The sequence below is a fragment of the Halodesulfovibrio sp. genome (assembly GCF_025210605.1).
Taxonomy (GTDB): Bacteria; Desulfobacterota; Desulfovibrionia; order Desulfovibrionales; family Desulfovibrionaceae; genus Halodesulfovibrio.
Genome location: NZ_JAOARI010000018.1, coordinates 187,760 through 202,261, shown reverse-complemented (window position 1 = coordinate 202,261; position 14,502 = coordinate 187,760). Strand labels below are relative to the sequence as shown.

Annotated in this window: 13 protein-coding genes; 10 read left to right on the top strand and 3 right to left on the bottom strand. The window is 45.8% G+C overall.

Features of this window, described 5'->3' with window-relative positions; translation table 11 throughout:
• The first annotated feature begins 7 nt into the window (after positions 1–7).
• The 6 genes from galU to cbiB all read left to right on the top strand — a co-directional run bounded on the left by galU (position 8) and on the right by cbiB (position 6,885).
• A complete protein-coding gene (gene galU / locus N4A56_RS07630; RefSeq protein WP_293671510.1) occupies positions 8–871 on the top strand; it encodes a UTP--glucose-1-phosphate uridylyltransferase GalU in 864 nt (287 codons plus the stop codon).
• A gap of 75 nt (positions 872–946) precedes the next feature.
• Positions 947–3,313 carry a primosomal protein N' gene (gene priA, locus N4A56_RS07625; protein WP_295546250.1) on the top strand — a complete coding sequence of 789 codons (2,367 nt, stop codon included), beginning with the start codon at positions 947–949 and terminating at the stop codon, positions 3,311–3,313.
• Between the two features lie 9 nt (positions 3,314–3,322).
• The gene (locus N4A56_RS07620) at positions 3,323–3,676 is read left to right on the top strand and encodes a hypothetical protein (protein WP_295546248.1); all 354 of its coding nucleotides are present in this window, start codon (positions 3,323–3,325) and stop codon (positions 3,674–3,676) included.
• 478 nt (positions 3,677–4,154) lie between these two features.
• Positions 4,155–5,375 (top strand): OmpP1/FadL family transporter, encoded by a 1,221-nt coding sequence (locus N4A56_RS07615; RefSeq protein ID WP_293671505.1) that lies wholly within the window; start codon positions 4,155–4,157, stop codon positions 5,373–5,375.
• 106 nt (positions 5,376–5,481) lie between these two features.
• On the top strand, positions 5,482–5,940 hold the full coding sequence (locus N4A56_RS07610) for a tRNA (cytidine(34)-2'-O)-methyltransferase (protein WP_293671504.1): 459 nt from the start codon (positions 5,482–5,484) through the stop codon (positions 5,938–5,940).
• A 6-nt stretch (positions 5,941–5,946) separates the two neighbouring features.
• Entirely contained in the window at positions 5,947–6,885 is a 939-nt protein-coding gene (cbiB, locus tag N4A56_RS07605) for an adenosylcobinamide-phosphate synthase CbiB (RefSeq protein ID WP_295546245.1), read from the top strand.
• Between the two features lie 166 nt (positions 6,886–7,051).
• Here the strand turns inward: cbiB and N4A56_RS07600 are convergent, their stop codons facing one another.
• On the bottom strand, positions 7,052–8,215 hold the full coding sequence (locus N4A56_RS07600) for an NAD(P)/FAD-dependent oxidoreductase (RefSeq protein WP_295546242.1): 1,164 nt from the start codon (positions 8,213–8,215) through the stop codon (positions 7,052–7,054).
• Between the two features lie 99 nt (positions 8,216–8,314).
• Between N4A56_RS07600 and N4A56_RS07595 the strand changes: the two genes are divergently transcribed.
• Complete coding sequence (locus tag N4A56_RS07595; protein ID WP_295546240.1) at positions 8,315–9,301, top strand: alpha/beta fold hydrolase; 987 nt, start codon at positions 8,315–8,317, stop codon at positions 9,299–9,301.
• Between the two features lie 178 nt (positions 9,302–9,479).
• Here the strand turns inward: N4A56_RS07595 and typA are convergent, their stop codons facing one another.
• Together typA and N4A56_RS07585 are read right to left on the bottom strand one after the other, a co-directional pair.
• Complete coding sequence (typA, locus tag N4A56_RS07590; RefSeq protein WP_295546238.1) at positions 9,480–11,327, bottom strand: translational GTPase TypA; 1,848 nt, start codon at positions 11,325–11,327, stop codon at positions 9,480–9,482.
• Between the two features lie 334 nt (positions 11,328–11,661).
• Positions 11,662–12,489, bottom strand: coding sequence for a purine-nucleoside phosphorylase (locus tag N4A56_RS07585; RefSeq protein WP_295546236.1), 828 nt, complete (start codon positions 12,487–12,489; stop codon positions 11,662–11,664).
• A 121-nt stretch (positions 12,490–12,610) separates the two neighbouring features.
• On the opposite strand from N4A56_RS07585, the gene N4A56_RS07580 reads away from it, so the two are divergent.
• From N4A56_RS07580 to N4A56_RS07570, 3 genes are read left to right on the top strand one after another with little or no spacing between them, the layout of a single operon-like run.
• A complete protein-coding gene (locus N4A56_RS07580) occupies positions 12,611–13,369 on the top strand; it encodes a motility protein A (protein ID WP_293671495.1) in 759 nt (252 codons plus the stop codon).
• The gene (locus tag N4A56_RS07575) at positions 13,356–14,096 is read left to right on the top strand and encodes a flagellar motor protein MotB (RefSeq protein WP_295546233.1); all 741 of its coding nucleotides are present in this window, start codon (positions 13,356–13,358) and stop codon (positions 14,094–14,096) included. Before N4A56_RS07580 ends, N4A56_RS07575 begins: the two co-directional genes overlap by 14 nt.
• A gap of 2 nt (positions 14,097–14,098) precedes the next feature.
• Entirely contained in the window at positions 14,099–14,479 is a 381-nt protein-coding gene (locus tag N4A56_RS07570) for a PilZ domain-containing protein (protein ID WP_293671492.1), read from the top strand.
• Positions 14,480–14,502 lie beyond the last annotated feature (23 nt).

The following is a 14,502-nucleotide window of genomic DNA, read 5'->3' as shown; positions in this document are numbered from 1 at the left end:
AAGTTCTATGAATATTCGCAAAGTAGTTGTCCCTGTTGCTGGTTGGGGAACCCGTTCTCTTCCTGCTACCAAGAATATCCCAAAGGAAATGCTTCCTGTCTACAACAAGCCTGTCGTGCAGTACATTGTAGAAGAGGCAATTCGTTCCGGTCTTGATGATGTTGTTTTCGTTACCAACCGCGAAAAAAAAGTCATTGAAGATCATTTCGATAAAAACCTTCAGCTTGAAGGTTTACTCCAGCGTGCTGGTAAAACAGAACTGCTCAAAACTGTGCAGGAAGTTGCCCGTATGGCGAATATTATTTCTATTCGTCAGAAAGAGCAGCTTGGACTCGGTCATGCTGTGCTGTGCGCCAAGGATTTAATCAATGAAGATGCCTTTGGTGTAATGCTTGGTGACGACCTTATGTTTGGCATGGAACCGGGTTTGAAACAGCTTATTGAGGTTGCTGCTGCCGAACGCTTGCCGGTTGTTGGCGTTATGGAAGTTGAAGCCGATAAGGTTGATCGATACGGTATTGTTGCCGGTGAAGAAATTGCGCCGGGTACATATCGCGTTACAGATTTGGTGGAAAAACCTGCTGTACAGGATGCACCTTCTCGTCTGGCAATTGTTGGTCGCTATGTGCTGACTCCAGAAATCTTCCCAGCGCTTGAGAACACCAAAGCAGGTGCGGGTGGTGAAATTCAGCTGACAGACGCACTGCGCACTGTTGCGAAAGAACGCGGATTGCTTGCTGTAAAAATGCGCGGCATGCGATTTGACGCAGGTAACTGGGCGGAGTACTTAACTGCAAATATTTATTTTGCCTTGCAGGATGATTCTATTCGTGATGATCTTGTAAAACACTTGAAGCCGCTTTTACCTTAATATACGCGGTCAGAATTAAGAATACAAAAAAGGTGGTCTTTATGATCGCCTTTTTTACTTTTAGGAATGTATGCAATGTTATCAATCTCTCTTTTAAGTCCGCCATACGCAACGTTGAGCTACGCCGAACCGGAGTGGCTTGATACTTTTGTATGGAAATGTGGTCAGCGTGTTGTTGTGCCGCTGGGCAAAGGGGGAATGCTGCGAGCAGGAATTATTGTTTCCATCACGGATGACAGTTCCGTAAAAGAAGGCGTAGTGCTTAAAGAGTGCCTTTGGGCTGCTGAGCGTGAACCGCTTCTGAAACCGGAATACCTTGCAATGGTCAAACAGCTTGCTTTGCGGCATATGGTTACAGAAGGGGAAGTTCTCGGTGGTTTGCTTCCGGCAGGACTTCGAACCTCTAAAGTGCGCTTGCGCCTGTTGGATGGTGGCAAACCGCGCACGATAACAATGCGCGATATCGCAACGATGCCGCTTGCTGAACGTTCTGCTATCGGGGATCTGTGGAAGAAAAACGCTGTTGAAGTTCTCGACAGCACGTTTGATGCAGAAGAGCAGGAGCTTTGCAGTCTTTTAGTTGACCCGCCTTGGGCTGTACGCCCGTCTGCTAAGCGGCAGATCGAGGTTCTTGAGTATCTGCAAGATAAGGGGATGCTTTCAAGAACCCGGTTGTTGAAAGAACTTGGTACTGGCGTATCTGCTGCGCTTAATACTTTGGCAGAACGTGGGCTTGTCCGTATTGGTCCCAGAGAAGAAGGAGAGTGCGAAGCCTGCCAAGAAGAGACTTCAGAGTGTTTTTCGGATATCGGGAACGGTTTTGATTTGTTGCCGGAACAGCAGACTGCTTTCGATGAATTTAGCACATTGATGCACGCAGATAAGCCGAAGTCAGCATTACTGTATGGTATTACTGGAAGCGGAAAAACTGTGGTGTATTTGGAGTTGGCAGCAGAGGCGTTGTCTAAGGGGCATTCTGTTATGCTGTTAGCACCGGAGGTAGCGCTTGCCTGTAAGTTAGAACAGGCAGTGCGCAATCGTTTTCCTTCTCAGGACTGTTTTTTTTACAACGGCTACCAGTCTCCTGCTGAAAGAGAAAATACGTTCCGCACGTTGGCAGAGCGTGAGGCTCCTTGCATTATTGTGGGAACACGATCTGCACTTTTCTTACCTTCCCCTGCGCTGGGCTTGATAGTGCTTGATGAAGAACATGATACCTCGTTCAAGCAGGATGAAGGCTTGGTGTATCAGGCAAAAGAAGTCGCATTTTATCGTGTTCAGCAAAGCAATGGGTTATTGCTGCTTGGCTCTGCGACTCCTGACGTAAAGACGTTTTATGCTGTGCAGCAACACGCAGTTTCTATGAGTGTAATGAAAGAGCGTGCGGGTGAGGGGAGGTTGCCAGACGTTTCTCTCATTAATATAAAAAATTTGAAGCGCTCTGATGGAATCCTTGCTGCTGAATGTAAAAGGCAGATTCAAGAAACGGTTGCTCGTGGTGAACAGGTTGTTATTCTGTTGAACCGTAGAGGATATTCGCCGTTAATGTATTGCCTTGACTGCGGTCACGTAGCACGTTGTCCGCACTGTGAAGTTGGGCTTACATATCATAAAGAGCGTGAACGGCTTGTGTGTCATTATTGCGGGCATTCGGTAGCGTATCCTGTTGTGTGTTCCAAGTGTAAGGGGCTTCACTATCTTCCTATGGGGGAAGGTACAGAAAAGCTTGAAGAGCATCTGACTGATATATTGCCACCTGAAACAAAAATTTTGCGTCTGGATAGAGACTCAACACGTCGCCCCGGTAAGATGCAACGTATTCTTGATTCGTTTGCAAAACAGGAAGCGCAAGTGCTTGTGGGGACACAAATGCTGTCCAAAGGGCATCATTTCCCTAACGTAACGCTCGCTGTTGTTGCGGATGGGGATTTAGGGTTGAATCTTCCTGATTATCGCGCTGCTGAACGTACATTCCAGTTGCTTGTTCAGGCATCTGGGCGGGCAGGTCGCGGTGAAAAAGCTGGGCGTGTATTAATCCAGACTCGAGACCCCGAGCACTACTGTTGGCAATTTGTAGGTAGTGCAGATTATGATGGATTTTTTGCAGAGGAACTTGAGCGAAGACGTAAACGAAAATATCCTCCATTCGTAAAATTAGCGCTTATCCGAACCAGCTATCCGCTGGATTGGAATAAAGGGATGGAATGGGTAGAAACATTGACCGAGGTAGCAAGGGCGCTCGGTAAAGAGCATGATGTGCGCGTGTTGGGGCATACGCCATCACCGTTGCCTATCTTGCGCGGAAGAAAGCGTTTCCAGTGGACGCTGAAGTCCGATAACTGGATAAGCGTACGCACGCTGTATTACGCCATGCGTAATGCTGTGCCTCGCGGTTCTAAGCTCAGACTGTCTCTGGATATAGATCCTGTGAATATGCTGTAGGAGTGAAATATGATTTTTGTAGTATCTGCCTGTTCGGCGTGTCCTTTTTATCTTGCTGGTAATGAGGGTAAATGCAGCGGGCGTTTTCCTGAATTAAAACAAGTTGATGTTGACCCTGAAACAACTAGACCGGAGTGGTGTCCTGCAAGTGGAGCAGCATTGCGTGTTACGGAATCTGCTTCTTGTAACAGCGGCTTGCCAGCAATTGCTGTTAATGAATGTGAGGATTGTCCATTCTTTTTCCAGAACGAAAAACGCAGGTGTAACATTGCGAACCCTAAAGGACGCCCAATTTTGACTGATGGCGAACGTCCTGTCTGGTGTGTTTTGCGTAAAGAAGTCGCTGTGATTAGAGGAAGCTAGTCTCACATTGTAGTAATGTATACGAGATATTGAAAAGGTGGAAAGAAGTTCTTTCTGCCTTTTTTTGTATTGTATAGAGCAGGCAACTTGAGTTGTGAGGTGGGGCGGGAGCATCATAGAGTAAGGTTTTGTGTTTCTTATGATGTACGGTTTCGTGTTACAAATATAAACAAGTGTGTAGGAAGAGTTTGAAAGAATTGTTTTTATAATACCTTAACTTGATTGCACTATTTTTTCATTGTGGATCAAGTGAGTGGAAAAACGTAAAAAACATTGCCAAGTGAAAGTGATACTATTATACACACAGTACTTTAAATTTTATGAGTAAGTAGCAGTTATGGCAGAGGGGCCTTGCAGCTTGCTCATTTTGCATGTCTTGAGGGGAAACACTGTTTAGCTTTCATATCTATTTGAAAGTATTGAACAGGGTGCTGAACAGGCACTTATAGGCATGCTAAACTGAATACGAGGGAAAATAATGAAGCGACATTTCCTGTCTATTGTTGCGTCTTGTGTCCTGCTGTTAGCTGTTGCTACATCTGCTTCTGCTGCCGGTTTTGCTTTGTATGAGTGGAGTGCTCGAGGTAACGCACTTGGCGGTACACTTGTTGGTCGTGCTGACGACCCTTCCGCAGTTGCATACAACCCTGCTGGTCTTACTCAGTTAGATGGAACCCATATTTCTGCTGGTGTTTCTCTGGCAGCTCCATACACACAAGTTGAAACAATCAATCCTGCCACTGGTGTAAGCACAACTACTTCCAGCGAAGATGCTGTATTCCCGATCCCACATTTTTACGTAACACATCGTATTAATGATAAGTGGGCTGTAGGATTTGGTGAATACTCCCGTTTCGGTCTGGGCTTTGGTTACGATAAAGACGATTTTCCGGGTGCAAACAATGTATATGATGCTAAAATCATTACGTTGTCTTTAAACCCGAACGTGGCGTACAAAATTACTGACAACTTATCCGCAGCTATTGGTCTTGAATATGTGTACGTTGATGTTGCTATTGAAAAGACTCTTGGTTCTCCACTTGCCACTTCAAAGTTGACTGGTAGCGGTGATGGTGTGGCTCTTACCGCTGGTCTGCACTATAAACTTGATAAGTGGCGTTTTGGTGTCGGTTATCACAGTCAGGCAAAAGTTGATGCTACTGGCGAAACTAAAATTTCTACTCCTGCCTCTACGATGAAGCTTGATACCAAATCATCCATCGTTCTTCCTGATATGATTAGCTTGGGTGTTACCTACTACCCAATTGAAGAGCTGAGCATTGAACTTGCAGCAGTAAATACTCGTTGGTCAACATACAGAAACTTCGACATTACTCTCGAAACTCCGGGTGCAGATACCATTGTTCGTCAGCCTAAAGACTGGGATGACGTATGGCGTGTAAGCATCGGTGCAGAGTACGATATCAACGACAACTGGACAGTTCGCGGCAGCTACGCATTTGACGAAGCTCCAGAAAACGCTAAGTATGTTGATTACATGATTCCAGCTGAAGACCGTCACCTCATTGGTGCTGGTGTTGGGTACTCCATTGACAACTGGACTGTTGACCTTGCGTACACTTACATTATTGCAGAGAGTGTAGATTACGATGATTCTGTAGCACCGGGTGTACTTGATGGTAAATCTAAAAACGGTGTAACCCATATCGGTGCTCTCACTGTTAGTTACGCATTCTAGTGTATGACAACAGGATAGGTTCTGTTCACTATCTAACGTTGCAATAATAACCGGCTCGGGGTACTTCCTGAGCCGGTTTTTTTGTTTTTATAAAGGGGTAATATGCATGCATGTTGTATTATTTGAACCGGAAATTCCGCCAAATACTGGTAATATCGCTAGATTGTGTGCGGCAACCGCAACAGATTTACATTTGATTGAGCCGTTGGGATTCAGTCTTGAAGATAAATATTTAAAACGCGCTGGACTTGACTACTGGCCGCATGTTTCTGTGTTTGTATGGTCTGATTGGGAAGCATACATTGAAGCTGTAGGGCACAAGCACAGACATGTTATGGCAAGTTCTAAACGTGGCGTGGCTGTGCATGAAGTTGAATACGATGCAAATGACGCGCTTGTATTCGGGCCAGAAACCCGTGGGCTTCCTGATAGTCTCATGGATCGTTATGAGAACCATGTGCGCATTCCAATGTGGGGTGAGGTACGTAGTCTCAATTTATCAACGGCAGTAGGTATTGTTTTGTATCAGGCTTTTGCAGCAACAGGAGCTTTAAACGGAAAGTAGGTGATTATGGAATATCTTTGGATACCGTTGGCTGCGTTTCTTATTGATGTCGTCTTTGCTGACCCTGCTTGTCTGCCTCATCCCGTTCAATTGATCGGGCGTATGTTGAACAAGCTGGAAAAATTAGCTCGTAAGAACTTTCCTAATAGGGTTGGCGGCGTTCTTTCATTGGTGATTTTGCTGCTTTTGGTCTTCATCATTGTAAGTGCGTTTATTGATATTCCATATCTGGGCTGGGTGTTTGCGCTGTATTTTGCATGGTCTGGGCTTGCGCTCGGAAGTTTGCTCAATGAAGGAACGAAAGCAGTACAGGCGATAGCGTCCGGTTCGCTTGATAGAGGGCGCAGTGCCGTTTCTATGCTGGTAAGTCGTGATGTCTCAAACGCCACGCAGGAAGAACTGTACAAGACGCTTGCAGAAACGCTTTCTGAAAATTTCAATGATGGCATTATCGCGCCTTTTTTCTGGCTCGTTCTTTCTGGGCCTGTAGGATTGTGGCTCTATAAAGCTACGTCTACTATGGATTCCATGTGGGGCTATAAGAATGAAAAGTGGATTGATTTAGGTTGGGCAGGTGCTAAATTTGATGATGTGCTTGCCTATGTTCCTGCACGATTGTCAGCCATGTTCTTGCAATGGACTGCAAATCTGGCAGGGCTTGGACCTGCTAAGGGTGTATGGAACAGCGTTGTGCGCGATGCTGAAAAAATGGAAAGCCCTAATGCCGGTTGGCCTATGGCTATGGCAGCTCATCTGTATGGGAGACCAATGGGTGGTGAGGCGGTTTATTTCGGTAAAGTGAAAGAGAAACCAGTCTTAGGCGTTGGTGACGATGTTTGGAATAAACATTCGCTGATGCAGCTTATCAAGCACATTCGTCTAGCAGCTATTTTCGGTTGCGGGTTGCTATGGCTTCTGGTTGCACTTTTCCGCATGCTTTTTTAGCCGATGCCGGATGAAGTTTTGTTATGAAAAAGGCTGCCCAACTGGCAGCCTTTTTGCGTTATATATGTAATCTTGGAGGTCGATAACTTCCCGTGCCTGCACCTTTTGCTCATCTTGCGCCGAGGGTGATGTGAGCTACCATCTAAAGATGGAATAACATCAGGAGTTATACAGACTCGCCCGCAGCGTTGCCGGATGCCCAAGCCCAGTGGAGGTTGAAGCCTCCAAGGTCACCAAGAACGTCAAGAACCTCACCCGTAAAGTACAGTCCCTGACAAAGTTTGCTTTCCATCGTTTTGGAAGAAATAGAATCTGTATCTACACCGCCGCCTGTTGCTTCAGCTTTTTTTAGACCCTCTGTTCCTGTAGGTGTAACCTTGAAAGCATGAATAGCAGCGTGCAAGGCAAGCAGGTCTTTTTTGCTGAGTTGCGCAATCTGTTTTTCGCCAAGTTCAGAAGGAATAAGCGCTACGGCAAGTCGTTCGGGGAAAGTGCGCTTCAAAACTGTTTTCAATAGCAGAGTGGAGCCAGATTCTTCCAAGAGTGTTTCAAGCGATGCATGAGGAAGGAAATCTATTTCAAGAGCATCTCCTTTTTTCCAGTGTGCAGAAATTTGAAGCACAACAGGACCACTGATGCCTTTATGGGTGAAAAGCATGTTTTCCGTGTACTGCTTTTTGTTGCAGGATATTGATACGGGAAGTGCTATCCCTGATAAGTTTTTGCACTTCCAGTTCGATGGCATCATGAGTGGAACAAGAGCAGGGAATGTCGGAATAATTTTGTGCCCGAACTGTCGTGCCAGTTTATAGCCAGCATCAGTTGCTCCAACCTGAGGCCATGCGCTGCCGCCAAGAGCGACGATAAGGGACGGCGCGGAATGTCGTCCGCCTGTTACTGTAACGTCGAATAAATCGTCGTTTTTTTGCACACTTGTAATCTGTTCGGAAAAAAGAAAGCGTACGTTTTCTTCCAGACAATCATTGTAGAGGGCATATGTAATATCCTCTGCGCTGCGGGTACAGAACAGCTGACTGTGCTCACGTTCCTCCCACGGGATATCATGGAGCGAAAGATATTCTACCATGTGCCACGGAGTAAAACGCGCAAGTGCAGACTTGCAAAAGTGTCTATTTTTACAATGGTAGTTGGCTGCACTAAGTTCTATATTGGTAAAGTTACATTTGCCACCACCAGCAATCAGAATTTTTCGTCCGGCTTTGCGAGCATGGTCAACGACCAGAACTTTGCGACCTCTTTTGGCAGCGGTGAGTGCTGCCCAGAGACCGGAAGCGCCAGCACCTAAAATGATAACGTCATGTTGATTCATGCGTGCTCCTGAAAATATGTGTCGTTACTGCTTACCTGAAGCCAAAGGGACGTATACTGTTATGGTGTAATTGTCACGTTATCCTCTGAGGTGAACACTATGCCGATTTATGAAAATACGCTGTATCCGGCTCCGTTTTTTTTACCCGGCGGACACGCGCAAACGTTGTATCCTGCGTTTTTCAGAACACTTGAAGTACCCGCCAGTGCTGTTCAACGGATTACTACTCCTGATAATGATTTTTTAGATATAGATTTTCATTACGTTATGCCGGGATATCCGCAAAAGCGTCTTGCGATAATTTCTCATGGTCTGGAAGGAAACTCTAAGCGCTCATATGTGAAAGGTATGGTTCGAGCACTGCTCAAGGCGGGGTGGGATGCCGTTGCATGGAATTTTAGGGGATGCAGCGGGTCGCTTAACAGAACATTACATATGTACAATAGCGGCTCGACAGAAGATTTAAAATCAGTCGTGAATTTTTGTGCAGGAAGAGGGTATGAAGAAATTGTTCTCATAGGGTTCAGTATGGGAGGGAATCAGATTCTTAAATATTTGGGTGACCCTGATGAAATCGTGCATCCCAATATTCAGGCGTCTGTGGTATTTTCTGTACCTTGCGATCTTGTGGGAGCGGCGAAGGCTATGGATAAGTCTTCCAATGCAATTTATTTGAAAAATTTTATGCGAACCCTTAAAGAGAAAATGTTGCAAAAGCATGAGCTGTTTCCTGAACGGGTTGATGTGACACGTTTGAATGAAGTGAAGACCTTTCGAGACTTCGACGAAACGTATACAGCACCGTGGTATGGATACAAAGATGCGATGGAGTACTGGAAAAAAAGCTCCAGTGTGCAATTTCTCGATCGGGTTCGAATCCCGACATTGTTAATGAACGCGCGCAACGACCCGTTTCTTTGTCCCACTTGCTATCCGACAGGGCAGGCGCATCGCAGTAAAAATCTCTACCTCGAAACCCCTGCTGAAGGTGGTCATATCGGGTTTGTCCGTATTTCGGATGATGATTATTACTGGTCAGAAATTCGAGCGGTAGAATTTTTAGGGCAGGTATTTGGTTGGTACTAACGTACTAGCTATTTGTTCTGTTGCCCTGTGTGAATAGGTGAGCTGTCATCTGAAATTACTTTGTTGCGCAATCAGAAAAAAAGAAACGCCGCGGAATGTTCTTAAAGAGAATATCCCGCGGCGTTTAGTCGTTACAATATCTATCTGCTGTCTGTATCAGCAGGTAGTTTGTGGAATGCTATTTACCTTCTGCGGCTTTTTTCTTTCTGCCAGCGAGACGGTGACGGTTCTGTGCGGAGAGAATATTCTTACGCAGACGGATGGATTCTGGTGTTACCTCTACACATTCATCTTCAGTGATGAAGTGGATAGCACGCTCAAGAGTCATTGGGCGAACAGGAGTAAGAACAACAGCATCATCTTTACCGGAAGCACGAACGTTGGTGAGTTTTTTACCCTTACATGGGTTTACATCAAGGTCGTTGTCACGGTTGTGTTCGCCAATAACCATACCTTCGTATACTGGCAGACCTGCATCGATGAAAATTTCGCCGCGTGGCTCAAGGTTGAAGAGAGCGTAGGCAACGGACTGACCTGAGCGGTCACAAACGAGGGAACCTGTGTGACGGGTAGGGAACTCGCCACGGTACTCTTCGTAACCATCAAAGAGAGAGTTCATGATGCCAGTACCTTTGGTATCAGTGAGGAACTCGTCGCGGTAACCGATAAGACCACGGGAAGGAATTGTGAATTCCATACGAACGCGACCGGTACCGTTGTTTACGAGGTTGGTCATGCGACCTTTTCGTGCAGAAAGTTTTTCAGTTACAACACCCATGAAAACGTCGTCACAGTCGATGAACAGTTTTTCCATTGGCTCAGAGAGTGTTCCGTCGATCTCTTTGAAGATAACTTCAGGACGACCAATGGTAAGCTCAAAGCCTTCACGGCGCATCTGTTCAACAAGAATTGCCATCTGGAATTCACCGCGACCTTTAACAATAAAGCTGTCGCGCTCTTCACTGTCTTCAACACGGATAGCTACGTTAAGCATAGTTTCGCGGTTGAGACGTTCACGGATTTTACTGGACTGTACGTGCTTGCCTTCGGTGCCAGCAAGTGGAGAAGAGTTAATGCTGAAACGCATGGAAACGGTAGGTTCGTCTACGTTGATGCGTGTCAGTGCTTTTGGAGCTTCTTTAGTACAGATTGTGTCGCCGATCTTTACATCTTCGATACCGGAGATAACAACGATATCACCCGGAAGAGCTACACTTGCTTCAGCAAGCTTCAACCCTTCGTATGTCTGAATTTTAGAAACACGCAGGCTACGCGGTTCGTTGTCAATGCCGATACATGCGAGCTGGTCATTACTCTGGATGCTACCGTGGAAAACACGACCAACTGCAAGACGACCAAGGTAATCGGAGTATGACAAATCTGCTACGAGCATCTGGAACGGCTGTTCAGGGTCGTGTTTAGGACCAGGAACTTCGGAAAGGATAGTTTCGAACAGTGGAGTAAGGTCTTTCTGTTCTTCATCCGGTCCAGTCATTGCAACACCGTCACGACCAATTGCATACAGAACAGGGAACTCAAGCTGCTCGTCGTTTGCTTCAAGGTCGATGAACAGGTCGTATACTTCATCAAGTACTTCGGTGATGCGAGCATCAGGGCGGTCAATTTTGTTGATAACAACAATAACTTTAAGACCAGCTTCCAGAGTCTTTTTGAGTACGAAACGAGTCTGCGGGAGTGGGCCTTCTGATGCGTCTACCAGCAGGATAGCACCGTCAGCCATTGTAAGAGAACGTTCAACTTCACCACCGAAGTCGGCGTGACCCGGGGTGTCGATGATGTTAATTTTTGTATTGTTCCAAGATACAGCACAGTTTTTTGCTGCGATAGTAATACCGCGTTCGCGTTCAAGATCCATGCTGTCCATTACACGGTCATCAACTTCCTGATTGGCGCGGAAGATGCCGCCCTGTTTGAACATTGCGTCAACAAGAGTGGTTTTGCCGTGGTCAACGTGCGCGATGATCGCAACGTTACGAATTGCATCGTTATGAGTAGTCTGAGTCACAGATAATTCCTTATATAATGCAAAAGTCTTTTCGTTGCTGCTTGTCGCGGCAGGGAAAACTTTCGCGGTTATGCGTTGTGTCGGTGGCATATACCCAAGTGCGGGAAAGGGCAAGCACTCAGATTGGTGTTTGTAAGTCTTCAGAATATGTAACGAGTGATGATTACACCCAATAGAGCATCGCAAAGCCGGTAGAAAAAACGACTTTGCGATGCTTTTTTAGCTTGAGTTCATCATGCTAATGAAATGCAAGGATGTTCCGATAAGTAGTGTGAGGAATGAGATGTATCCGGTGCTGACACTCGTTACCGAAGTAGACAGGGGGCGGGCGATGTTAGCACTGTTTGGCGATAATTGCCTGCAAAAGCGCAGAGAGGTTGGCACCCGCTTTGTTTGCTGTGCGGATAATTTCATCCAGTGGTACGTCTTCCATACAATCGGGAAGGTTCTTGTTTGTCAGGCAGGATATGCCAAGAACTTTTAGCCCGAGATGGCGCGCGGCAATAACTTCCATTACGGTAGACATGCCTACGGCATCAGCTCCGAGATGTTTGTACATTCGGGTTTCAGCAGGTGTTTCCATCTGCGGACCGTGTACTCCGGCGTAGATTCCACGTTCGAGGCGGATACCGAGCTTGGCAGCTTCTTCCATTGCACAGGCAATAAGCTGCGGATCGTATGCCTGACTCATATCAGGAAAACGTGGTCCCCATTCGTCAACGTTGTTTCCGGAAAGCGGTGTACGGCCTGTAAAGTTAATATGGTCAGTAATCGCCATCAGGCTGCCTGCATCCCATTGGGGAACAAGACAGCCAGCAGCATTGGTTGCAATATATGTCGTGATGCCAAGCTGCGCCATAACTCGTACACCCATGCTTACTTCAGCAGGAGAGTAGCCCTCGTACAGGTGGTTTCTTCCCTGTTGAACGACTACAGGTACATTGGCAATTGTGCCGAAAACAAACTGTCCTGCATGCGATTTTACTGTTGAATGCGGGAAGTCGACAATGTCGTCATAGGAAATGGTCTCGGTTATAGCTATTTCGTTTATAAAATCACCAAGACCTGTGCCGAGCGCAATGCCGATTTGTGGATAAAAATCGTTTTTTGCAAGCTCTTTGATTGACTGTACGGCGTTATGTACTTTATTTAAACTTTGCATAACCTGCTATACCTATTGATAGATTGTAGGAAGAAGTGCCCCGTAAAGGGTTTGACGGAGCATGCTGCAATCACATACCGTGATAAATTATACGAACCCGCCTGTTACATAGGTTTAATATATGGATATTGCAACTCTTCTCGGGGTCGTTGTTGGTTTTGCTCTTGTCTCTGGCGCCATTTTTATGGGGGGAAGTGTTGGTGACTTTATTAACATACCGGGTGCAATGATTGTACTTGGTGGATCAGGTGCTGCTATTTTTGTAACATTTCCATTGGAAGAAGTGGCATTTGCTATTGGAAGTGTTGTAAAGGTGTTCGCGTCTCGCCGTACTAAGGTTTCAGAGGTTGTGAACACTATGGTTCGTATTGCGGAAATCAGCCGCCGCGAAGGGCTTATTGCTCTGGAAAATATTAAAACAGAAAGTCCACTGCTGAAAAAAGCATGTCAGCTTATTGCAGACAATGCAGATCCGGACATTATTCATGACACGCTGAAAATCGAAATTCTGTCCATGAAGCGTAGACAGAATATCGCAATTGCGGTTTTTAACCGGCTTGGAGCTGTCGCACCAGCATTCGGGATGATTGGTACTCTGATCGGTCTTGTTCAGATGCTGGCACACCTTGATGATCCTACAAGTATCGGACCTGCAATGGCTGTTGCGTTGCTTACAACTTTTTATGGTGCGCTGTTAGCCAACCTTCTTTTCCTTCCAATGGCTGGTAAGCTTAAAGCCAGAACTCTTCAGGAAGAAATTCAGCTGAATGTTATCTTTGAGGGTGCAAAGTGTATTCTCGAAAACAACAACCCTCGTTTAGTATACGAAAAATTAAGTTCCTTTATCTCTCCGGAGGACAGAAAAGATGTTCGACGATAGAGATGATTATGCAATGGAAGATGATATTGGCGAGGAGTTAGAAGGCAATGGTTGGCTTACAACCTTTGCGGATATTGTAACCTTGCTGCTTGCCTTCTTTGTATTGCTGTTTTCTATGTCAGTCATTGACCAGAAACAGTTTACGGACTCTTTTTTAACTGTCCGGCAAGTATTTGGTGGTGATGACCAGAACCTGCTTACATCACCAGTCAGACAAGATGACACCGCTATTTTAGAATCTGTCCGGTTACAGAAACAGCTTATTGAAGCACAGCGGCAAGTGTATTCCGATATGCGAACATACCTCAACCAGAAAGGGTTAGAAGGGCAGATCGGGGCTGTTTTTGATGAAGGGGTTATTACGTTACGACTTCCATCTGTCGCTATGTTTGAAAACGGAAAGGTTACTTTGCGGCGTGATGGCATTAAATTATTAGAACAAATGCGCCAGTTGTTTTTGAAAAACAAAACTCAGGTTATCAACATTAAAGGATACACTGATGACTTGCAGCCAAGTGCTTCAAGCCGATACAGAGATAACTGGGAAATATCAGCATTGCGTGCGGTCAATGTTCTGCGCTACTATATTGAGCATGGTATCGAGCCTCAACGATTAACAGCAACAGGGCTTGCTGATCTTGATCCGATCATGCCAAATATTAATGAAGCAAATAGAGCGCAGAATAGAAGAGTTGAATTTGTTTTTGAAAGACGGGTAGGCAAGTAGCGATGAGTGACCTTGAATTTACTATGCCAACGAGTAATGAGCGCCGTAGAGCTTTTAGAGCAAAGGCTTACGGCATTTCAGTGGCCTTTGAAGAGAAAAATGTGACTTGCGATATTCTGGACGTCAGTGTAACAGGGTTCGCGATAAAAACTGAGTCACTATTCTTAAAAGAGGGCGCTGAGCACTCCATTTCCATTCAGGTGGCAGGAAAGGCGTACCTTTCCGACCTAACCTGTCGAGTGGTCAGAATTCTTGACAACGGGATAATTGGCTGCGATTTCCGCACTCTTGATCGTAGACAGGAAGCACGGCTGGACAGGCTCGTGCTTGAGTTACAAAAGCGAATGATCGCTAAGAAAAAAGAAAAAGATGCAGCCAAATAGGCTGCACAAAATCGAGGGTAATA